This is a genomic window from Salegentibacter agarivorans (assembly GCF_900113135.1).
Taxonomy (GTDB): Bacteria; Bacteroidota; Bacteroidia; order Flavobacteriales; family Flavobacteriaceae; genus Salegentibacter; species Salegentibacter agarivorans.
Genome location: NZ_FOOH01000002.1, coordinates 63,379 through 85,878, shown reverse-complemented (window position 1 = coordinate 85,878; position 22,500 = coordinate 63,379). Strand labels below are relative to the sequence as shown.

Annotated in this window: 21 protein-coding genes; 13 read left to right on the top strand and 8 right to left on the bottom strand. The window is 35.8% G+C overall.

The genetic code is table 11. The annotated features are described in order from the left end of the window. Positions 1-53: 53 nt before the first annotated feature. Positions 54-329, bottom strand: a complete 276-nt coding sequence (locus BM084_RS02400) for a DUF4834 family protein (RefSeq protein WP_093302581.1) — start codon at positions 327-329, stop codon at positions 54-56. A 106-nt stretch (positions 330-435) separates the two neighbouring features. On the opposite strand from BM084_RS02400, the gene BM084_RS02395 reads away from it, so the two are divergent. Next, a complete protein-coding gene (locus tag BM084_RS02395) occupies positions 436-1,410 on the top strand; it encodes a transporter (RefSeq protein ID WP_075326749.1) in 975 nt (324 codons plus the stop codon). Between the two features lie 184 nt (positions 1,411-1,594). Here the strand turns inward: BM084_RS02395 and BM084_RS02390 are convergent, their stop codons facing one another. From BM084_RS02390 to BM084_RS02380, 3 genes are all read right to left on the bottom strand, one after another. Then, positions 1,595-2,860, bottom strand: a complete 1,266-nt coding sequence (locus BM084_RS02390) for a cysteate-C-fatty acyltransferase (protein WP_093302578.1) — start codon at positions 2,858-2,860, stop codon at positions 1,595-1,597. Between the two features lie 145 nt (positions 2,861-3,005). Beyond that, positions 3,006-4,046, bottom strand: coding sequence for a cysteate synthase (locus tag BM084_RS02385; protein ID WP_075326747.1), 1,041 nt, complete (start codon positions 4,044-4,046; stop codon positions 3,006-3,008). Positions 4,047-4,133: 87 nt separating this feature from the next. Beyond that, positions 4,134-6,194, bottom strand: a complete 2,061-nt coding sequence (locus BM084_RS02380; RefSeq protein WP_075327961.1) for a S9 family peptidase — start codon at positions 6,192-6,194, stop codon at positions 4,134-4,136. A 107-nt stretch (positions 6,195-6,301) separates the two neighbouring features. On the opposite strand from BM084_RS02380, the gene BM084_RS02375 reads away from it, so the two are divergent. Then, positions 6,302-6,646: a YbaB/EbfC family nucleoid-associated protein gene (locus BM084_RS02375; protein WP_262506662.1), complete on the top strand. Its 345-nt coding sequence runs from the start codon at positions 6,302-6,304 to the stop codon at positions 6,644-6,646. A gap of 87 nt (positions 6,647-6,733) precedes the next feature. Here BM084_RS02375 and BM084_RS02370 read toward each other — a convergent pair whose 3' ends face one another. Together BM084_RS02370 and BM084_RS02365 are read right to left on the bottom strand one after the other, a co-directional pair. Continuing rightward, on the bottom strand, positions 6,734-7,246 hold the full coding sequence (locus BM084_RS02370) for a redoxin domain-containing protein (RefSeq protein ID WP_093302573.1): 513 nt from the start codon (positions 7,244-7,246) through the stop codon (positions 6,734-6,736). Between the two features lie 89 nt (positions 7,247-7,335). Further along, on the bottom strand, positions 7,336-8,364 hold the full coding sequence (locus tag BM084_RS02365; protein WP_075326744.1) for a threonine aldolase family protein: 1,029 nt from the start codon (positions 8,362-8,364) through the stop codon (positions 7,336-7,338). 272 nt (positions 8,365-8,636) lie between these two features. Here BM084_RS02365 and prfB point away from each other — a divergent pair. The 4 genes from prfB (at position 8,637) to BM084_RS02345 (ending at position 13,197) form a co-directional block, all read left to right on the top strand. After that, positions 8,637-9,735, top strand: a protein-coding gene (prfB, locus tag BM084_RS02360) for a peptide chain release factor 2 (protein WP_143083614.1) whose coding sequence is annotated in 2 segments (ribosomal slippage) — positions 8,637-8,699 and positions 8,701-9,735 — 1,098 coding nt in all. Because the reading frame shifts where the segments join, the coding sequence is not laid out codon by codon here. Between the two features lie 70 nt (positions 9,736-9,805). Continuing rightward, on the top strand, positions 9,806-10,150 hold the full coding sequence (gene arsC / locus BM084_RS02355; RefSeq protein ID WP_075326743.1) for an arsenate reductase (glutaredoxin): 345 nt from the start codon (positions 9,806-9,808) through the stop codon (positions 10,148-10,150). A gap of 28 nt (positions 10,151-10,178) precedes the next feature. Next, a complete protein-coding gene (locus BM084_RS02350; RefSeq protein ID WP_075326742.1) occupies positions 10,179-10,550 on the top strand; it encodes a hypothetical protein in 372 nt (123 codons plus the stop codon). Positions 10,551-10,668: 118 nt separating this feature from the next. After that, on the top strand, positions 10,669-13,197 hold the full coding sequence (locus tag BM084_RS02345; RefSeq protein WP_075326741.1) for a TonB-dependent receptor: 2,529 nt from the start codon (positions 10,669-10,671) through the stop codon (positions 13,195-13,197). A 92-nt stretch (positions 13,198-13,289) separates the two neighbouring features. On the opposite strand, the gene BM084_RS19070 is transcribed toward BM084_RS02345, so the two are convergent. Next, entirely contained in the window at positions 13,290-13,466 is a 177-nt protein-coding gene (locus tag BM084_RS19070) for a hypothetical protein (protein WP_093302571.1), read from the bottom strand. A 182-nt stretch (positions 13,467-13,648) separates the two neighbouring features. Here BM084_RS19070 and fumC point away from each other — a divergent pair, with 182 nt between their 5' ends. Next, positions 13,649-15,046: a class II fumarate hydratase gene (gene fumC, locus BM084_RS02335; protein WP_093302564.1), complete on the top strand. Its 1,398-nt coding sequence runs from the start codon at positions 13,649-13,651 to the stop codon at positions 15,044-15,046. 167 nt (positions 15,047-15,213) lie between these two features. Here fumC and ccsA read toward each other — a convergent pair whose 3' ends face one another. Beyond that, positions 15,214-18,402 (bottom strand): cytochrome c biogenesis protein CcsA, encoded by a 3,189-nt coding sequence (gene ccsA, locus BM084_RS02330; protein ID WP_093302561.1) that lies wholly within the window; start codon positions 18,400-18,402, stop codon positions 15,214-15,216. Between the two features lie 122 nt (positions 18,403-18,524). On the opposite strand from ccsA, the gene BM084_RS02325 reads away from it, so the two are divergent. The 6 genes from BM084_RS02325 (at position 18,525) to BM084_RS02300 (ending at position 22,394) form a co-directional block, all read left to right on the top strand. Next, positions 18,525-19,286: a Rossmann-like and DUF2520 domain-containing protein gene (locus BM084_RS02325; protein WP_093302560.1), complete on the top strand. Its 762-nt coding sequence runs from the start codon at positions 18,525-18,527 to the stop codon at positions 19,284-19,286. Beyond that, a complete protein-coding gene (locus tag BM084_RS02320) occupies positions 19,270-19,779 on the top strand; it encodes a KdsC family phosphatase (protein ID WP_075326737.1) in 510 nt (169 codons plus the stop codon). The genes BM084_RS02325 and BM084_RS02320 overlap by 17 nt, the downstream gene beginning before the upstream one ends. 3 nt (positions 19,780-19,782) lie before the next feature. Next, the gene (locus BM084_RS02315) at positions 19,783-20,109 is read left to right on the top strand and encodes a DMT family transporter (protein WP_075326736.1); all 327 of its coding nucleotides are present in this window, start codon (positions 19,783-19,785) and stop codon (positions 20,107-20,109) included. Positions 20,110-20,115: 6 nt separating this feature from the next. Next, positions 20,116-21,033, top strand: a complete 918-nt coding sequence (locus BM084_RS02310) for a geranylgeranylglycerol-phosphate geranylgeranyltransferase (protein ID WP_075326735.1) — start codon at positions 20,116-20,118, stop codon at positions 21,031-21,033. A gap of 78 nt (positions 21,034-21,111) precedes the next feature. Then, complete coding sequence (locus tag BM084_RS02305) at positions 21,112-21,702, top strand: Maf-like protein (RefSeq protein ID WP_075326734.1); 591 nt, start codon at positions 21,112-21,114, stop codon at positions 21,700-21,702. A gap of 152 nt (positions 21,703-21,854) precedes the next feature. Beyond that, positions 21,855-22,394 (top strand): mechanosensitive ion channel domain-containing protein, encoded by a 540-nt coding sequence (locus tag BM084_RS02300; protein WP_075326733.1) that lies wholly within the window; start codon positions 21,855-21,857, stop codon positions 22,392-22,394. The last annotated feature ends 106 nt before the right edge of the window (positions 22,395-22,500 follow it).

Genomic DNA, 22,500 nt, shown 5'->3' with positions numbered 1-22,500 from the left:
TAAATTGAACGGGCAGCTTCTTCCCTTTTCAATATAAAAAATTGATCCCGAAATTAATCAATTTCCTCGTAATCTATATATTCCCCAACGTTTTTATTAGAATTCCTTTTTCCTTTCGGCTTCTTGTCAATGCTAACTTTTCCTTCTTTTTTCTGTGAAGCAGGACCTTGTTGTTGCCTGAATTGTTCTTCAAAACGTTTTCCCATTTTCCGAAGGAAATATTTAAGAATAAGCGGCCCAAACCATTTAATTAGCATTTTAAAAGCAAAATATACTAATAGAATGATTAGAATCGTTTGTAATAAATTGGAAAAAGAAGCTTCTAACATTTTCAGGAATTTATGCAAAAATAAAAATAAGCCTTGAGAATAGAAGCTTTGAGCTCCTAAAAAAATAATAAATCTGCTATCTTTGAAAGTAACAAACCAATCTAATATGCACTATTTAAAAGTAGGTATCGCTTTTATTTTCCTCGGAATATTTAGCGCAAATGCGCAATATACTGAAACCATAAACTCCAATCGCCCGGGAGAATCGCAAGGCGCGTATGCCGTGGGCAAAAACGTTTTACAACTTGAAGCCGGTGGTTATTTCGGTAATGATAATCATACCTTATTTAATAGCGACACTGATATTTTAGGTGCCAGTTATGGTTTACGATATGGATTTTTAACTGAAATCCTGGAACTCAATTTCTTTGGTTCTTTTCAGGATCAGGTTACCTCAATTCCCGTGGGAAATAGCAGTGATGAGTTTAGATTTAGCAACTTTAAATCAAATACTCTTGGCGCTAAATTCCTGGTTTTTGATCCAGGGGTTAGTGTAAAAGAAAGAAAAGTAAATTTATATAGCTGGAAAGCGAATCAACGTTTAAATCTACGTAGTTTAATTCCCGCTGTCTCGGTGTATGCCGGCGCTAATTTTAGCTGGTGGGAAAATCCCTATATGTTTGAAGGCGAATCTAAAATTAGCCCTAAAGCTGCTTTAATAACGCAACATAACTGGGGCCGGTGGGTTTTGGTTATGAATTTTATAGCCGATAAATTTACAGAAGAATATCCTTCTTACGGCGGAATCTTTACCTTAACCCACGCTATTACTCCAAAATTTGCCGTTTTTGGGGAATTCCAAACTTATATAAGTGATCTATATGCCGATGATTTGGTAAGAGGTGGCGCAGCTTATTTATTTGGAAAAGATTTTCAGGTAGATATTTCTGGTCTTTTTAATTTTAAAGACACTCCTTCGAGATGGCAGGTAGCTGCGGGAGTTTCTTATAGATTCGATTTTCACGACGATGATGAATATATTGAAGACACTTATGAAGGCGACCGAAACCAACGTGGTGAAGAATTGGAAGAAACCGGATTTTATAAAGAAAATGAAGATGTTAATGGTTCTAAAGATTAATCCTGAACCTAATTTTTTCTAAAATTTAAACATAGAAAAGCCATTTAAAATTTCTTCTTTCAAACGTCATTCTGAACTTGTTTCAGAATGACGTTTGTTTTAAACTAGACCCTGAAACAAGTTCAGGGTGACGAAAAGTGGAATTTTAAACGGCTTTTATTAATTTTTAAGAACTAAATATTTCCTACTCCTTGCTTGCCATAGCTGCAGAAACTGAAGCGGATAACCTTTTGTAAGTTCCGTTTTCTAAACGCTCTCTAATTGCTGAAAAAGCAGTTAAGGTTTCTTCAATATCCTGAAGGGTATGCGTAGCGGTAGGAATCATTCTTAATAAAATAAGTCCTTTAGGAATAACTGGGTAAACTACGATAGAACAGAAAACGCCGTGGTTTTCCCTAAGATCTTTCACCAAAGCCATTGCTTCCGGAATGCTTCCTTTTAGATATACCGGAGTCACACAACTTTGCGTGGTTCCAATATCAAATCCGTTTTCTTTAAGTCCGTTTTGAAGTGCATTAACATTTTCCCACAACTTTTCTTTAAGCTCTGGCATTGTTCTTAGCATTTCCAAACGTTTTAATGCTCCCACTACCAATTGCATTTGCAATGATTTAGCGAACATTTGCGAACGTAAATTATATTTTAAATAATCAATAATTTCTTTATCGGCTGCAATAAATGCACCTGTGCTAGCCAATGATTTTGCGAAAGTGGCAAAATACACATCAATCTCATCCTGAATGCCCTGCTCCTCACCTGCTCCAGCTCCTGTTTTGCCAAGAGTACCAAAACCGTGGGCATCGTCTACAAAAAGTCTGAAATTATATTTTTTCTTCAGCTCAACGATTTCCTTTAATTTCCCCTGTTCACCACGCATACCAAAAACGCCTTCAGAAATCAATAGAATTCCTCCTCCGGTTTGCTCTGCAATTTTAGTGGCACGTTGCAGGTTCTTTTCTATACTTTCAAGATCGTTGTGCTTATAAGTAAAACGCTGACCTAAATGTAATCTTACACCATCTATAATACAGGCGTGAGCATCTACATCATAAACTATTACATCTTGCTTAGAAACTAAAGCGTCTATGGTAGAAACCATTCCCTGGTAACCAAAATTAAGCAAGTAGGCCGATTGTTTGTGTACAAAAGAAGCTAATTCGTCCTGCAATTTTTCGTGAAGCTGAGTATGGCCGCTCATCATTCTAGCACCCATTGGGTAAGCCGAACCGTATTCAGCAGCAGCTTCAGCATCTACTTTTCTTACTTCTGGATGATTGGCAAGCCCCAGGTAGTCATTAATACTCCAGGTAATTACTTCTTTCCCTCTAAATTTCATTCGGTTAGAAATTGGCCCTTCCAGCTTAGGAAATACAAAATATCCTTCAGCTTGCTCTGCCCATTTTCCTAATGGTCCTTTATCTTTATATATTTTTTCAAATAAATCCCTCATCGATCTTTTTTTAGTCGAGCCGCAAAAATACTTAAAATTGGCTCAATTGCACAAAGTTATTTATTCAGCAAATTCAAATAAAAGAAAAGCATCCTACGCGGGATGCTTTTATAAACTTTATTTCTGAATAAATTTCAAAATACTCTTATTTTATAAATTCTATAGGCTGTGCCTCAATTTCATTTTTAGTATCAAAAAAGCCCTGTTCTTCCATCCAATCGTCGCTAAAGACTTTCCCCATATATCGGGAGCCGTGATCGGGAAATATTACTACAACATTACTGTTTTCGTCAAATTCTCCTTCTTCAGCAAGTTGTTTTAATCCCTGGGTAGCTGCACCACTGGTGTAACCTACAAATAAACCTTCGGTTTTTGCAAGTTCCCTGGCGGTATGTGCACTATCTTCGTCACTAACCTTAACAAAACGATCTATAATTTCAAAATCTGTTGCAGATGGAATAAGGTTTTTTCCCAGTCCTTCTATTCTGTACGGATAAATCTCACCAGAATCAAATTCTTTTGTTTCGTGATATTTCTTTAAAACTGAACCGTAAGCATCTATACCAATAACTTTCATTTCAGGATTTTGCTGCTTTAAATATCTGGCCGTTCCAGAAATTGTTCCACCGGTACCGCTACAAGCTACAAGGTGAGTTATTTTTCCTTCGGTTTGTTTCCAAATCTCGGGGCCTGTAGAATTAAAATGAGCATCAATATTCAGCTCATTAAAATACTGATTAATATAAACCGAGCCTTTAGTTTCTGAATGCAATCTTTTCGCAACCTGGTAATAAGATCTAGGGTCGTCTGCTGAAACGTGCGCCGGGCATACATACACCTTGGCGCCCATTGTTTTTAGCATATCAATCTTATCGTTAGAAGCTTTGGAGCTTACCGCAAGAATACATTCATAACCTTTTATAACACTTACCATAGCAATACTAAAACCGGTATTACCAGAAGTAGTTTCTATAATTGTGCTTCCCGGTTTAAGAATACCTTTTCTCTCGGCTTCTTCAATAATATAAAGTGCAATACGGTCTTTAGCGGAGTGTCCCGGATTAAAGGCTTCTACTTTAGCGAAGAATTCCCCTTTAAATTCCTGGGTTATTTTATTCAGTTGTATCAAGGGTGTATTGCCAATTAATTGCAATACATTATCATATACTTGCAAATCTTCTTTCATAAATCGAAGTTCTTTACAAAATTTGGGTTAACAATTTCACTCTTTTTAAGAGCGTAAAATCCCCCAAATTTAAGGCAAATTTTTTAATTAGTGGTCAATTCCTTCCAAATCCAGTAAAAACGCATACTCTTCGGCTACTTCTTTTAGAGCTTCAAAACGTCCGGAAGCCCCACCGTGACCGGCATCCATATTAGTATGGAACAATAATAAATTATTATTGGTCTTTAATTCTCTTAATTTCGCTACCCATTTTGCCGGTTCCCAATATTGAACCTGGGAATCGTGTAAACCTGTTGTTACCAGTAAATTTGGATAATGTTGCGCCACTACATTATCGTAAGGTGAATATTGCATCATATATTCGTAATAATCTTTATTATTCGGATTTCCCCATTCATCGTATTCCCCAGTGGTTAACGGGATACTATCATCTAACATAGTAGTTACCACATCTACAAAAGGAACTGCAGAAATAACTCCGTTATAAAGCTGTGGCGCCATATTAATAACCGCCCCCATAAGCAAACCTCCTGCCGAACCACCCATTGCGTAAAGATGTGCTGCGGAAGTATATTTTTCCTCAATTAAATATTCTGAAACATCTATATAATCGGTAAAAGTGTTCATTTTATTGAAAAGCTTTCCGTCTTCATACCAGTTACGCCCCAGGTATTCCCCACCACGAATGTGTGCGATTGCATAAATGAAACCACGATCTAATAAACTGAGTCTTACTGTAGAAAAATAAGGATCTATGGTAGAACCGTAGGAACCGTAAGCGTATTGTAATAGCGGACTATTTCCGTCTAATTTAGTTCCCTTTTTATAAACCAAACTCACCGGAATTTTAGTACCATCTTTGGCAGTAGCCCAAATTCTCTCAGAGAGGTAATTATTTTTATTAAAATTTTTATCTAAAACTTCCTGTTCTTTTAAAACCGTCTTTTCCCGGGTTTCCATATTAAAATCTACAACCGAAGTTGGCGTGGTCATAGAATTATAAGTGAATCTTAAAATATCAGTATCAAAAGCAGGATTTATTGAGGTATAAGCGGTATAGGTTTCATTATCAAAAGGAATATAATATTCTTCTGAATTATCCCAGCGAATCACTTTTATTTTATTTAAGCCATTGTTACGCTCGCTTACTACCAGATACTTTTTAAAGATATCAATATCTTCAAGTAAATAATCTTCGCGATGGGGAATAACGTCTACCCAGTTTTCTTTTGTGGTTTTATCAACCAGGGTTTTCATAAGTTTAAAGTTGGTGGCACCATCTTTATTGGTCATTACATAAAAGTTATCTTCGTAATGCGCTATGCTATACTCTAAACCTCGTTCTCTTGGCTGAAAAACCTGGAATTCACCAGATGGATCATCAGCCTTTAAAATACGGTATTCTGTAGTTAAAGTACTATGACTTCCTATTATGATATATTCTTTGGATTTAGATTTATATACATAGGTGTTAAAAGTTTCATCCTCCTCTTCAAAAACCAGTTCATCTTCAGCAGAATCAGTTCCTAAAATGTGCTTGTAAATTCGATAAGAACGAAGCGTTTGTTCGTCTTTCTTCGTGTAGAAAAGCGTTTTATTATCGGCGGCCCAGGTAGAACCTCCGGTTGCATTTTCAATTTTATCAGGATAAGTTTCTCCTGTTTGCAGGTCTTTAATTTGAATGGTATATTTTCTTCGGCTTAAAGTATCTACCCCAAAAGCCACCATTTTATTATCGGGACTCACATTCAATCCGCCAAGACTGTAATATTCAAAACCTTCGGCCATTTCATTAACATCAAAAAGCAATTCTTCAGGCGCATCCAGTTCCCGCTTTTTCCTTGAATAAATTGGGTAATCTTTTCCGGTTTCAAAACGAGTTAAATACCAGTAATTATTCAATTTATAGGGAACCGATTCATCATCTTCTTTTATTCGGCCTTTCATTTCCTCAAATAACCGCTGCTGAAAATCTTTGGTATGGGCAGTCATTTTCTGGTTATATTCATTTTCCTGATTTAGATAATCAATAACTTCCGGATTGTCGCGATTGTTCATCCAGTAATAATTATCTATTCTCACGTCTCCGTGAAATTCCAGGCTTTTAGGTATTTTCTTAGCTTTTGGCGGTAAAATTTCTTTTTTCAAATCTGCATTATTTTTAAGCGCTTGCAAAGGTAAGGCTTCCCAACCAAATACATAATTAGTGGGTTCAAATTAACAGGATTAAACCTGTAATTAGTAAATTTGTGTTTATTAAATTTAAAAAAGAGACTATGTTTGGAGATATGATGGGTATGATGAATAAGATCAAGGAAACCCAACAAAAGGTTGAAGAAACTAAAGAACGCCTAAAAACGGTAACTATTGAAGAAAAATCCAGTGACGGACTTCTAAAAGTAACTATTAGCGCTACGCGTGAAATTAAGAATATTAGCGTTGCTGATGAATTGATGGATGATAAAGAACAGCTGGAAGATTATTTGGTACTCACTTTAAATAAAGCGATAAGCAGAGCTTCAGATATTAACGAAGCAGAACTTGCTGCCGTAGCAAAAGACGGGATGCCAGATATTCCCGGTTTAGATCAATTCAAATAGAATTTAATTATCTTAAATCCTGAATTTATTTCAGAATTTAAATCAAAAAAACCTCACAGCTTTCTAAAAACTGTGAGGTTTTTCTTTTTATGCTTCTCCCCTTGCTGGATATTCTTTTTCTACCACAAAATCTATAGCCTTTAATAATTCATCAAATTTTGGCCTTGCGAAAGGCATCGTTTGAATAGAAGCCGCATAAAGGGTATTATCAGGTTTAACAAGAAACAGTCCGGGTTCAAAGAAAACTTCCGGTTCATCGTTAATTCCTTCAGAAATATATAAATCCCATTTCCGGGCATCTTCAGTATTAAAATTATAACCTATAGTAAGATTATCTACTTCCCATTCCTTCACCGTTTTTTCTGCCAGGGACTTATTATTCGCGCTAATGCAAATAACACTCACTCCTTTCTCCTGAAATTTCTCAACTTTTTTATTTAATTCTTCTAAATACGATTTACAAACCGGGCAATGCAATCCGCGATAAAAAATAACCATCGTAAAATTCTCTGGTTTCTGGTCGCGTAAATCCCATTGCATTCCGCTGGTAGTTTCTACTCTTAATCTTGGTACTTCTTTTCTTGGCAATACATTTTTCATAACTTAATTTTGGTTTTTTGAAAATTATGAAATTCAATTCCCGAAACATATTAAAAGCATTGTAAGATTAGGTTAAACTCTATTAAAACCTATAAATTAATTTCCCGTAGAACCTTCAAAAACTTCTGGTGCATTTCTTCGGAATAATCTAAATGGGTAACAATTCTTAATTTTCCCTGTCCCATATTGCTTATTCTAATATTTTCCTGCTGAAGCTTTTTCATAAAAGCAGTTTCATCTGAAGCATTTTTCAGGTAAAAAATAATAATATTTGTTTCCACAGTTTCCACCTCGCCCACATAGCTTGCAGCATCTAAAGTTTCAGCAATTTCTGCAGCTCTTTTATGGTCTTCGGCTAAACGTTCTACGTGGTTATCTAAGGCATAAATTCCGGCTGCGGCCATAAAACCTACCTGGCGCATACCACCACCTAAAACTTTACGAATTCTAATCGCGTTTTTCATAATTTCCTTATCACCAATAAGCACCGATCCCATAGGGATTCCCAGCCCTTTAGAAAGACAAACCGAAATAGTATCAAATAATTTTCCGTATTCTTTTGGATCTTCATTTTTAGCCACCAAGGCATTAAAAAGCCTTGCGCCGTCTAAATGCAAACCTAATTTATGCGTATTGCAAACTTTTCTTATTTTTTTGATTTCCTTTAGATCGTAACAAGCGCCACCACCTTTATTGGTGGTATTTTCCAAACAAACCAAACTCGTTAACGGACTGTGATAAAAGTCTGGCGGATTTATATTTTCTTCAACCTGGGTAGCAGTAATCATTCCGCGATCACCATCTACCAACTTGCAGGAAACCCCACTATTAAAAGAAGCGCCACCACCTTCATAGTTAAAAACGTGCGCCCATTTATCACAAATAAGCTGCTCGGCAGGTTGTGTATGCAATTTTATTGCGGCCTGGTTAGCCATACTTCCGGTAGGAAAAAATAAGGCTTCATCCTTCCCGAACATCTTTGCCAGTTTTTCTTCTAAAGCGTTTACGCTAGGATCTTCCTTATAAACATCGTCCCCAACATCGGCGCCCATTATTGCTTTTAACATTCCGCTTGTTGGGCGGGTTACGGTATCACTTCTTAAATCTATTTCTTTCATATATATTTCTTTTTTATTTCAGCAAAAACAGAAATTATTTCCATTTGATTCATTATAACTAAATTTCTAAAATCAATTTCAAACCTCCAATGCAAAATTTCTTTTTCAGAAGAAATTATATTATTCTGGAAAGTGAGAAACTGACTAACAGCAAAATAAGTGAAAATTGCTGCATTTACGTGCTTTTATAGGAAGTCTAAAACTATAAAAATATCGTTAAATACTTTCCCGTCGCAGTCTTAAATTCTATTTTTACCTTATAAAATTTAGATATGATTACAACTGAGCAGATCAAAGATCTCAGAGAGCGCCTTGGTGCGTTAAGGAGGTATCTTTGACATTGATGCCAAAAAAATAGAAATCTCCAACCAGGAAGAAAAAACCTTTGCTTCAGATTTTTGGGACGATCCTAAAAAAGCTGAGGCACTAATGCGTGATCTCAATACTGAAAAGCAATGGGTAGACGAATTTGAAAAAGGAGAAACCCTGGTAGAAGATTTAGAGGTTTTGTATGAATTTTATAAGGAAGATGAAGCTACGCAAAAAGATGTGGAAGAAAAACATAAGCAGGCCTTGGACCTTATAGAAGACCTTGAATTTAAAAATATGCTTTCGGAAGAGGGTGATAAATTGAGTGCGGTTTTACAAATTACTGCCGGTGCCGGTGGTACCGAGAGTTGCGACTGGGCCGAGATGCTTAGGCGTATGTACTTGATGTGGGCCGAAAAACGCAGGTTTAAGATAAAAGAATTGAATTACCAGGCCGGTGATGTGGCAGGAATTAAAACGGTAACGCTTGAAATTGAAGGCGATTTTGCTTTTGGATGGTTAAAAGGAGAAAATGGCGTACACAGGCTGGTACGAATTTCCCCATTTGACAGTAATGCGAAAAGGCACACCTCTTTTGCTTCGGTTTATGTTTATCCATTAGCCGATGATTCAATTGAAATAGACATTAATCCTTCTGAGATTTCCTGGGAAACTATGCGTTCTTCTGGAGCTGGGGGACAAAATGTAAATAAGGTTGAAACCGCGGTTAGATTGCGCCACGCTCCCACGGGAATTGTTGTAGAAAATTCTGAAACACGATCGCAGCTGGAAAATAAGACCAAGGCAATGCAGCTTTTAAAAAGTCAGTTGTATGAAATAGAACTTCAGAAACAACAGGCCCAACGTAGGGAAATTGAAGATTCTAAGATGAAAATTGAATGGGGATCTCAAATTAGAAATTACGTGATGCATCCTTATAAATTGGTTAAAGACGTAAGAACTGCAGAAGAAACCGGAAATGTAGATGCCGTGATGAATGGTGATATTGATATGTTTTTAAAAGCTTTTTTAATGATGATGGGACAACGGCAGGAAGATTGATAAGTTTATACTCATAAATTTTAGAATTAGAATTTATTGTTTATTTTAAAGAAGCCAAAACCAAAAAATAATGATTACAGTTTACCATAACGCCAGATGTAAAAAATCCCGGGAAGGATTGGAAATCGTTAAAAACTCAGGAAAAGATTATGAGGTTAGAGAATATTTAAAAGAACCTCTTTCTGAAACTGAATTAAAGCAAATTCTGGATAAATTAAGTTTTTATCCTATGCAGTTAATAAGAACCAACGAAAAGATCTGGAAAGAAGAATATAAAAATAAAGATCTTAGCGACAGGGAATTAATTACTGTAATGGTTAAAAATCCAAAATTAATTGAAAGACCTATTGTAGAAACTAAAGATACTGCGGTTGTAGGTCGCCCGGGTTCTAAAATTGAAGATTTACTACAATAAAAGTTTTGGTAATTCAAACCAGTAAAAAATGAAAACTCAACATAAAATAGCTATAATTGGAGCCGCCGGATTTCTAGTTGCGGGATTTGTTTTTTCCCATTTTTACCTGCATAGAAAAAGCAGAAAAGAACTTCTTGAAATTGCAAGGGAATTAGCCTATACCTGGAAAAGAGAATTAGAACTGGATTTTGAACAAACCGGTAAACTTGAAGATCTTATTATAGAATATACCCTTAAAAAGAATGAAATCCTTAATACTACGGCTTTACATGAAGATGAAATAATCTTTAAACTCAAGGAAATTCAAAAGGCAGAACATAGAAAGTTGCAGAAATTAATGAGCCAAAAGCAGTTTGAAAAATATCTTGAATTAAATAAGAAAATTAGTCGTAAATCTTAAGTATTGAAGCTCAGTGATAAAAGTACTTTTAACATTTAAAAGTCGTATTTAACGCGAGTTTAACCCAAATTCCATTAAACCATTTCAAAAAATTGGAGTCAAAGAATAAAATTTTTCTATGACCACCAAAATCTTGAGTACGCTCAGTGTAGCGTTTTTTCTTTTTTTCAGCCTTAGCGGCTTCGCCCAATCGGGCCCGCATAAAATTTCCGGAAAAGTAATGGACGAGGAGATGAATGTTCCTCTGGAGTTTGCAACAGTTTCTGTAGTTAATGCCAACGAACCTGCAGATGTTACAGGAGTTGTAACCAATTCCCAGGGAAATTTCTCTATAGAAGTCCCAGAAGGCACTTATAATGTTATTGTTGAATTTATCTCTTATGAAACTAAAGAATTCAATGATCGTAAGGTAGATTCAGATATTAATTTAGGTACTATCTCTCTGGGGCTTGATTCAGATAGTCTTGACGAGGTTGTAGTCCAGGCCGAAACTACACAGGTAAGCGTCCAACTTGATAAAAAGATTTATAATATAGGAAAAGACCTTACCACCGCAGGAGGTACTGTTAGTGATGCTCTTAATAACGTTCCTTCGGTTTCTGTAGATGTTGAAGGCGGAATTAGCTTAAGAGGGAATCAAAATGTTAGAATTCTAATTAACGGTAAACCATCGGCAATGGCCGGGTTTGGAGATAGCAATGTTTTAAGCCAGCTTCCTGCTGAAGCTATTGAACGTGTTGAAGTTATTACTTCCCCCTCGGCTAGATATGATGCTGAAGGAACGGCAGGTATCCTAAATATCATTCTTAGACAAAAAGAAACCCTTGGATTCAACGGTTCAGTAAATTTAAACTTAGGTCATCCTGATAATGCCGGACTTTCCACCAATCTTAACTATAGAACTGAAAAATTCAATCTATTTACTAATATTGGATGGCGCTATTTTGATGCTCCCCAAAATAACTTTAGTGATACCGAATATCTAAGACGATTTAATTCTGATGGGGAAATTGTTAGACCCGAGTATGATAGAATTCGCGAGGAACGGGAAACAGAGCGTTTAAATAGAAACTACAACGGTAATTTTGGAATTGAATATTTCCTTACCGAGCAATCTTCGCTTACAGCCAGTATTTTTTATCGCTACGGTGAGGATGAAGATGAAACCTTAAATAATAGCGATCGCTATATTGGTGGCAGTTTAGTTGAAGAAACTTTAAGAAGAGAGTTACAAAGTGAAGAAGATAATAGCTACCAGATTTCAATAAATTACCAGAATAAATTTAATGATGAAGGTCACGAACTAACAGCCGATTTTCAATATGAAAACGATGCCGAAGTTCAAAATACTTTTATAAACGAAGAATATATTTCTACAAATCAGGAAAATCCTGAAGCTTTTCAACGAGAAGAAGTTTATACCGAAGAAGATCAAAAAGAATATTTAATCCAGGCAGATTATGTTTTACCGCTTGGGGAAGACGCTAGATTTGAAGCCGGTTACCGCGGAAATTTTGAAAACGAAATTACAGATTACCGTCTACAGCAGGAAGATTTAGCTACCGGAAATCTGGTAACTAACGATACGCTTACCAATATCTTTGATTACGAAGAAAACGTAAATGCCCTGTATTCTCAATACGGAACCAAATTTGGTAAATTTTCATTTCTCTTAGGTTTAAGATTAGAAAACACTCAACTTAAAGGTGATATAAATTCAAGACTAAGTGATGAAGAACTTGTTGAAGCTTTTGGATTCCCAATTCAAACAAAATTTGACAATAATTATTTAGGCTTGTTCCCAACAGTTAATTTAATTTACGAATTATCCAGTGACGGTGGCGAAGAAGAAAATATAACTGTAGGTTATAATAGAAGGATTAACCGCCCTAGAGGTTGGTATATTAATCCGTTCCCATCTCGTTCAAGTCGTACTAACGTATTTCAGGGAAATCCTAATTTACAACCGGCTTTTGCCAGCGCTTTTGATATTGGATACTTAAAACGATGGGATAAAATAACCTTTACTTCTTCTGTTTATTATCAACACGAAACAGATTCGTTTGAAAGAGTTGAAGAAAATACAGGCCAGGAAACTACAGATGGTATTGATATTATTAGAACTATCCCTATTAACCTTGCTACTAATAAAAGAACCGGTGGAGAACTTGGTATTCTTTACAACCCGGCAGACTGGTTAAGATTAAATAGTAGTTTTAACTTTTTTCAGTTTGAAACTGAAGGTGAATTTAATGGAGTAGATTATGGAGCAAAAAATACAAGCTGGTTTGCAAGGTTTAGCTCTAAAGTAACACTTCCCGGTGCTATAGATTGGCAAACCAATGCTTTCTATCGTGGTCCACAGGAAAATGCACAAACTAAAAACGAAGGGATTTTTTCTATAGATCTTGCTTTTAGTAAAGAAATTCTAAACGATAATGTTACGCTTTCTTTAAACGTAAGAGATTTATTAAATTCAAGAAAAAGAAAATCATTTACTTCTACTGAATTCTTTAACAGGGAAAGTGAATTCCAATGGAGACAAAGACAAATTAACCTTTCAGTAATTTATAGATTCAATCAGCAAAAACGCGAACAACGACGTGGTGGTGAAGAAGATTTTGATGATCCCGGATTTGAAGGATAATTTAGAACTAATAAAACCGGCTTAAATAAGCCGGTTTTTATTTTATTGTAAAAAATAAAGCATAAAAAAAGGGACATTAACCGTCCCTTTTTTTATGCTTTTTCTTCTTTAGCTTTTTTTCTAGCTTCTTTCTTTTCTTTAAGCAATTCAGCAACCGAACCGCCTATCCAATAGGGTAAGATAGCCATTAGGAAAATCATAAGCCAGAATCCCATAGTTAAAATAACCAGGAAAGCCAGGAAACCGAGGTATTGATCGAATTCGAACATAATATCAAAATTTTTTTGATCTGGTCAAAGATAGTAAGCTTTGCCGGCTTATCACAATTAAATTGTGAGAAATTCACACTTACTTGACGAAAATCAGAAAAAATACAGGCTAAATTCTTTGTTTTTATACCTATAAAAAAGCCGCTAACTTGTAAATTTGTGTCACAACTAATATATTAATTATGGACTATAGAATAGAAAAAGATACTATTGGAGAAGTAAAGGTTCCGGCCGATAAACTCTGGGGTGCACAAACGGAACGCTCCCGGAATAATTTTAAAATTGGTCCTGCCGCCAGTATGCCTCTGGAAATAGTTTATGGTTTTGCTTACCTCAAAAAAGCTGCTGCATACACCAACTGCGAATTAGGTGTTTTGCCGGTAGATAAAAGAGATTACATTGCCCAGGTTTGTGACGAAATTCTTGAAGGGAAACATGATGACCAATTTCCTTTGGTAATATGGCAAACCGGAAGCGGTACTCAAAGCAATATGAACGTAAATGAAGTTATTGCCAACCGCGCGCACCAACTTGCAGGAAAAACTTTGGGAGAAGGAGACAAAACCCTGCAACCAAACGATGATGTAAATAAATCGCAATCTTCTAACGATACTTTTCCTACGGGAATGCATATCGCAGCTTACCAAAAGATTACGAAAGTTACCCTTCCGGGTGTAAGACAGCTTCGTGATACTTTAAAGAAAAAGTCAGATGAGTTTAAAGAAGTTGTAAAAATTGGGCGTACGCATTTTATGGATGCCACTCCCCTAACCCTGGGCCAGGAATTTAGTGGTTATGTGGCTCAACTAGATCACGGAATTAATGCGCTGGAAAATACGCTTCCGCATTTAGCCGAATTAGCACTTGGTGGTACCGCTGTTGGGACGGGATTAAATACTCCAAAAGGATATTCAAAGCGCGTTTCTGAATTTATCGCAAAATTCACTGAATTACCATTTATTTCCGCAGGAAATAAATTTGAAGCTCTTGCCGCACATGATGCTTTTGTAGAAACTCACGGTGCTTTAAAGCAATTAGCGGTTTCCCTTAATAAAATAGGAAACGATATTAGAATGCTTTCATCAGGACCAAGAAGTGGAATTGGAGAGATCAATATTCCTGCAAACGAGCCCGGCTCTTCCATTATGCCAGGAAAAGTGAACCCTACGCAATGTGAAGCTTTAACTATGGTTTGCGCACAGGTAATGGGTAACGACGTAGTCATTGGGGTTGGCGGAATGCAGGGCCAGTTTGAATTAAATGTATTTAAACCGGTTATGGCTGCTAACTTATTACAAAGTGCAGAACTTATTGGTGACGCCTGTGTATCTTTTGATGTTAATTGTGCTCGTGGAATTGAAGCGAACACCCCAAGAATCAAAGAACATTTAAATAATTCTTTAATGCTGGTTACCGCTTTAAATACCAAAATTGGATATTATAAAGCCGCTGAAATTGCTAATAAAGCTCACGAAGACGGCACTACACTTAAAGAAGCTGCTGTTGAATTAGGTCATCTTACCGAAGAGCAATTTGATGAATGGGTACAACCTAAAGATATGGTTGGAAATATTAAATAATTGATTCCTTTGTATAAACTCAAAAAGCCTGTCTAAAAAATTTAGACAGGCTTTTTTATTCGTCATCCTGAACTTGTTTCAGGATCTAAGTTGTTGTGAATCTATACATATTAGAAGCCTCACCACCTTACTTTAAACACGAGATTTTTCAGTTCGCAATTTTCTAATTATTTTTCAATCTTCTTCTTGGGCTTTTTAGCATAAAACTTCTGGAATCTCCAGTAAGAAACTGCACCAAGCAAGGCTACTATAGCCACGGCGTAATAAATAAATGTTGGCGTTATCACTTTATCTCCGCTTGCGTAAGAGTGTAAACCTGCTAAGTAGAAGTTTACTCCAAAATAAGTCATTAAAATACTGGCAAAAGATACAACAGCCATAAGATTAAAGAACCATCTACTTCGTAATCCCGGCACAAGTCGCATATGTATTACGAAGGCATAAACCATAATACTAATTAAAGCCCAGGTTTCTTTAGGGTCCCAGCCCCAGTAACGTCCCCAGCTTTCATTAGCCCATTGTCCTCCAAGGAAGTTTCCAATGGTTAGCATTACCAAACCTACAGTTAACGCCATTTCAGTAATAATGGTGATCTCTTTTATATTGAGATCCATTTTCTTTTTATTCTTTTCAGTAGTAAAAATCATTAAAAGCAATGCCACTGCCCCCAGAATCATTCCCAGGGTAAATGGGCCGTAACTTCCCACAATTACTGAAACGTGAATCATTAACCAATAGGAATCTAACACAGGCTGGAGGTTTGCTATAGATGGATCCATCCAGTTCCAGTGCGCAATCATCAAAATCATTGAAGTTACAAAGGCTGTAGATGCAATAGTTAAGGTACTTTTTCTTCCAAAAGCCAAACCAAAGAACATTGTGGCCCAGGCTACGTAAATCATAGACTCGTAAGCATCACTCCAGGGTGCGTGTCCAGAAATATACCACCGGGCAATTAAACCTAAAGTATGTAAAACAAAAAGAACAATTATAACGACGGCGCTTATTTTAACCAGCCAATCAATAAATTTATTTTCTTTAAAAATCTTTACAATTACAATAACCAGCATAAATAAACCGGCTACCATATACATCCAAAAAAGATTCCTAAAAATATCGTATTTGTTATAAGCAATTTCTGCATTAACCTTTTCTTCTGAAGGCAATACTTCGGCCCCGAATTTCTTTTGAAATCCTTTTATACTTTCCAGAAACTGGTTTGCTTTAGAATAATCTCCACTTTCAACCGCATCAGAAAGGGAAGTCATATAAAGTGGAAGAATTTGTTTGGTGTACACCGAATCCATTCCTTTAAAAGCACCTTCTTCATCTTCTAATTCAGGATAAGAAACCCATTTATTATTTTCATGTTCCGGAATTGGGAAAATTCTTAAAATCTTACCCTGAAGCGCACGATATAATAAATTCACTTTTTTATCGGTATTGATAAAATCTTTCTGAAATTTATTAGGCACAGCAGCCTGGTAGGCTTCTTCTAACAGCGGAGAAAGTTTATAATTCCCCATCTCGTCAAAGAAACTACTAAGGGTAAGGTATTTTTTCCCTTCTTCTACCCCAAGAAGATTATGTAAACTATCGTTATGTTTTTCAACATAAATAATAGGTACATTATACCAAATCATTGGGTTTTGAGTAAGTGAAACTAAAACCTGGTCTGAACTTAAGCCTTCGTAAGAATCAGATTTGCTTAATTTCCGAAGCAATTCTGAAGAATACGTATTAGCGGGTTTCATCCTTCCGCCGGCATCCTGGATTATAAGTCGGCCAAAATCAGCAGCGTGCTCTTCGCTTATGGCGTTGCTTTTAATAATAGAATCTACTTCTCTTTTGGCCGATTCAGCATGCTCGTGCTCGTCTCCCGGTGTTTGTGCAAACATAGAGCCGGTAGCCATAAAGAAAATAAGCACCGTAGTTAATTTTTTCTTTTTGTCTTTTACTTTTTCAAGCATATCCTTAAGGTTTCCAAAACGGGAACCTTTATCAAACAAGATGAGCATTAATCCCAAATAAAGTAGAAAATAACCTATATAAGTTACCCAGGTACCCCAGAAATCGTGATTTACAGAAAGTACTGTACCGCTTTCATCTGGCATAAAACTGGCCTGGAAGAATCTGAAACCTTTGTGATCTAAAACGTGGTTCATATAAATCTCGTAGGGAACATTTTCTTTTCCTTCTTCCACAATTTCAACTTTACTTTTAAATGAAGAATAACTGTTTTCAGTTCCCGGATATCTATTGGCAATAAAATCGTTCAGTTTTAATGCAAAAGGCAATTCTATCTCTTTACTACCGTAGTTAAGGAATAGTTCCAGGCCGGCAAGTTCTACTTTATGAGGTTCACTGGGAATTCCCTGGCCACCCAAAATAGTAACTGTTTCAGATTCCCCTTCAGAAGTAACTTTTACCGTTAGAGCATCGCTCTGGCCGTCGGTTTTTTCTGGGGTTTTTATAATATCGTATTTTCCTTTAACCACCGGTTCAGGAATTACAAATTGCATAGCCCCTATATTATAAAGAGAGCGCAGCATTAAGTTTTGGGTAGAATCTTTAACCAAATTCCCTTTCTCCTGGTCGGCCATTCGCATATAATCGCCTTCAAATGGAGAGTTTATAGTGTATTTTCCGGTTTCTTCCTCATACGTTATATTAATCGCTCCCTCGGTAGGTTCATTTAACGCGAATAAGACATTGTGTATGTTTTGAACTTCGCCCTCTTTTAAATAATGGTCGTGACGATTACCACCACCGGCTTCTACCAATTTAAGATGATTCTCTCCATCTTCGGCAGGAACTAATTCTTCTTTAGCACCATAAATAAAATTAGTAGCTTCAATAGTAACCGGTTGCCCATTATAATCGGTATTTAATACGTAGTCATTCTCGGTTTCAGGGGCAAAAAGCACCTGTTCTTCCAAAACCCTTCGGCGAGGTTCGCCGTCTATTTCCCCGTCAATAAATGCGGTAAAATAGGTTTTTTCTGAAAGCATGATATTTGTTGTTTCACCTTCCGTGATAGGCATCACACCTTCATAACTAATATAACGGGTAATAAAGGCACCAACTAAAATTAATACAAACGATAAATGGATTAAAAGTGAAGACCATTTTTCGCGTTTATGAAGGTTATACCGTTTAATATTTCCGGCGAAATTAATCACAAAAAATACCATAATGGCTTCAAACCACCAGGCGTTATAAATTAACACTCTCGCGGTTTCTATACTGTACCAACTTTCAATAAATGTTCCCAACGCCAGGGCTATTGCATAGACCACAAATAAGACTGCCATTATACGTGTAGAAAATATGACAGAGGCTATTTTATTCTGCATGAAGTAACTCTTTTAAGCCCGCAAATTTAGGGAATTTTAACGGTTTGAAATAGTAAAAATCAAGACATTCTCCTACATGAATGTTAATTTTATTGCCTCAATATTTTTAATAATTTAGCCGAATGATAGAAGTGGTAATTTTAGGTGCAGGGAATGTTGCATTTCATCTATTTAGAGCATTTTCTGAAGCAGAAAACACCAGGGTAATCCAGGTGTATAATCACCTGGAAGAAAACCTGAATTATTTTAAAGATTACACCAATACCACAAACAGGATCAGCGACTTAAAATCGGCCGATTTCTATTTACTCGCTTTAAAAGATGATGTAATTGCCGATGTTGCCCATAATCTAAAAGACCTTCCAGGGATAGTTTTACATACCTCGGGCGCGGTAAGTTTAAATGCGTTGGAAAATTTGAGTAATTTCGGAGTGTTTTATCCGTTGCAAACTTTTTCTAAAAACAAATTGGTAGATTTTGGGGAAATCCCGGTTTGCATCGAAGCAAATTCAGCTGAAAATTTAGAAAAAATTAAGAAACTGACTTTAGAAATCACCAAAGACGTTAGAGAAGTAAATTCTGAGCAACGCAAAGCTTTACACCTGGCAGCAGTTTTTGTAAACAATTTCAGCAATCATTTATATACTCTTGGCGCAGAAATTTGCGAAAAAAACCAGGTAGATTTTAGTATTTTAAGACCACTTATTAAGGAAACCGCTTCAAAAATTGAAAGCTTAGCACCAAAAGATGCTCAAACCGGCCCGGCCATAAGAAATGACCAAAAAACGATTGAAGCTCATTTAAGACTTTTACCAAAAAAAAATAAAGACATTTACAGCATTTTAACCCAATCTATTCAGGATTTTCATGGAAAAAAATTATAAAGAATATTTAAACCAAATCAACACTTTTGTTTTTGATGTAGACGGTGTGCTTACCGATGGGAGCATTCAAATTAGTACTCAGGGTGAACTTCTTCGTACTATGAATATTAAAGATGGTTATGCTTTAAAAGCAGCTAAAAATGCCGGTTTTACGGTTTGTATAATTTCTGGAGGGAAAAACGAAGGTGTTCGCAAACGTCTTAGAGACCTTGGAATTACAGATATTTATCTGGGCATTCACGATAAAGTGGAACAAATGGACGAGTTCTTCGATATTTATGAAATTAACGCCGAAGATGTTCTATATATGGGAGACGATATTCCCGATTATTATCCTATGAAACTTGTTGGTTTACCTTGCTGCCCCCAGGATGCGGTAGCCGAAGTAAAAGAAATTTCAAAATATGTTTCGCATAAAAAAGGCGGAAAAGGTTGTGTAAGAGATGTGATTGAGCAGGTGATGAAAGTGCAGGGTAAATGGATTGATAAATAATAAATGAACTGGATTATACTTATTCTCGCCGGACTTTTTGAAGTAGGTTTCGCTTTTTGTCTGGGAAAAATGAAAGTCACCTCGGGAAATACCAGTACCCTTTGGTTTGTTGGCTTTTTATTTTCGCTCACGCTAAGTATGGTTCTACTTTACAAAGCTACCCAAACGCTACCCATAGGCACTGCTTACGCGGTTTGGACAGGTATTGGAGCTGTGGGCACCGTTTTGCTGGGTATTTTTATCTTTAAGGAACCCGCGCATTTTTGGCGTATCTTTTTCTTAAGCACCTTAATTATTTCCCTCATAGGTCTAAAATTTGTTTCTGAATAATTAAATATGATAGCATACCTCAAACTAATTCGGTGGCCCAACCTGGTTTTTATTGCACTCACTTTAATCCTGATTAAATTTTCATTTTTCGAGGAATTTGGCGCTGCAATTACGCTTAGCACTTTTGGGTATGCGCTCCTTATGCTTGCCACACTTTGTATTGCCGCTTCGGGATACGTAATTAATGATATTTATGATGTACAGGCCGATAAAATTAACAAACCGGAAAAGCTGATTATAGGCAATAAAATTTCAGAAAAAAAAGCGAATAATTTATTTATAATTTTGAATGTTATTGGCGTAGGAATTGGTTTTTACCTTGCTAATTTACTGGGCAAACCCGGGTTTGTTGCGATTTTCATCTTTTCTTCAGCTTTACTCTACCTTTATGCCAGTTATTTAAAGCAAATTCCTGTGCTGGGGAATGTTTTAATTAGCTTGCTTGTTGGCTTTGTGGTGCTTTTGCCTTCAGTTTTTGATCTTTTTCCTGCAATAAATTCACAAAATAAACAGGTTCAATCTTTACTATTTTCAATTTTACTGGATTATGCAATTTTTGCATTTCTAATAAATTTACTTCGGGAAATAGTAAAAGATCAGGAAGATGCGAAAGGAGATTATAACGCCGGAATACAAACCTTACCTATAATTCTTGGGCATAGCCGCACCAATAAGATCATTTTTGCAATAGGCATTTTACCCGTGGCCGCAATTGTATATTATATTTACAATTATTTATTTGAGAATACTTTCCTGGTAATATATACTCTTATTTTTATACTCGCACCCCTACTCTATTTCCAGGTTAAAATTTGGGAAGCCAAAAAGAAGAAACATTTTTCACACCTAAGCTTATTATTAAAAATAATAATGTTTTTCGGACTAACTTCTATAGGCTTATATCAGTTTATTCTTGTTTCATAGAATTTACACCTGGTATACTTCACTCAACAAAAAATTTTACAAATAATCTTATCTTACAGGGATTTTAATAAAATAATTATGCTTAAAGAACTTTTAAAGAAGAAAGAAATAATTCTCGCATCAGGCTCTCCAAGACGTCACCAATTTTTTAAAGATTTAAATATCCCTTTTAAAATTGATGTGAGACCGGTAAAAGAAGTATGTCCAGATTACCTTAAAAAAGAAGAAATAACCGATTTTCTCTCACAACTAAAAGCTGAAGCTTTTCAGAAGGAATTAAAAAAAGATCAGATTTTAATTACCAGCGATACCATAGTGTACAACGAAGACAAAGCTATGGGAAAACCTGAAACTACGCTTGAAGCTAAAGAGATGCTTAGATCATTATCGGGTAAAACCCATAGTGTTTTTACTTCGGTATGTTTTACTACGCACAATCATCAATCTACCGTAAACTGCGAAACAAAAGTAACTTTTAAAGAACTTACCAGCGGGGAGATTGATTATTACGTTGAAAATTTTAAAACCTTTGACAAAGCTGGCGGCTATGCAATACAGGAATGGATTGGCTTAATTGGAATTACCAATCTGGAAGGAAGTTATTTTAATGTAGTAGGGCTTCCAACCCATTTAGTTTATAACGAACTAATTGACCTTGCTTCTATTTAAATTATAATTAATTGATTATAAAATCATTAAATAACATAACCTTAAGCTTTAAGTTAACCTTAAACTGAAAGTAAAAATTTTAAATAAGTCCATAATTTTTATTTGAAAATAGCTTTTAAAATCTACCTTTATATAAAATTATTAGCACTAAAATGTTTGAAGTTTTAACTCAATACAGATCTGAAATTACCTACACGATAATTACTGTATTTGCCTTATTAATCGTCCAGTTTTTGTTAAAAAAAGCTGCTCATAGGGTTGGAAAACGAAGTGAAATAGACTTCACCCGAACCCGGTTAATGTTTAAATACATTAATATACTTATCCTATTTATCGCGGTTTTCTTATTAGCCATTGCCTGGGGAATGGGACTAACCGAACTTTCTTTAATATTTTCTTCGGTTTTTGCAGTGCTTGGGGTTGCGCTTTTTGCTATTTGGTCTATTCTTAGCAATATTACTTCAGGTGTAATTCTTTTCTTTTCATTTCCGTATAAAATTGGAGACAAAATAAAGATTCACGATAAAGATCTACCTATTGAAGCTATTATTGAAGATATAAAGGCTTTTCATTTACACCTCAGAACTTTAGAGGGAGAATTAATAACCTACCCAAATAACTTAATTCTTCAAAAAGCGGTTTCTTTAGTTGCCAAAGATGTTTACCTGGATGGAGATAAAAGCAGTCTTTAAACCATTTAGAAATCTTTTGCTTTCCAAATTTCTGCTGTTATTATTGTAAATTATAAATAGTCCTTACATAATTAAATCACGATTACCGGGTAAAAGCAGTTAATTT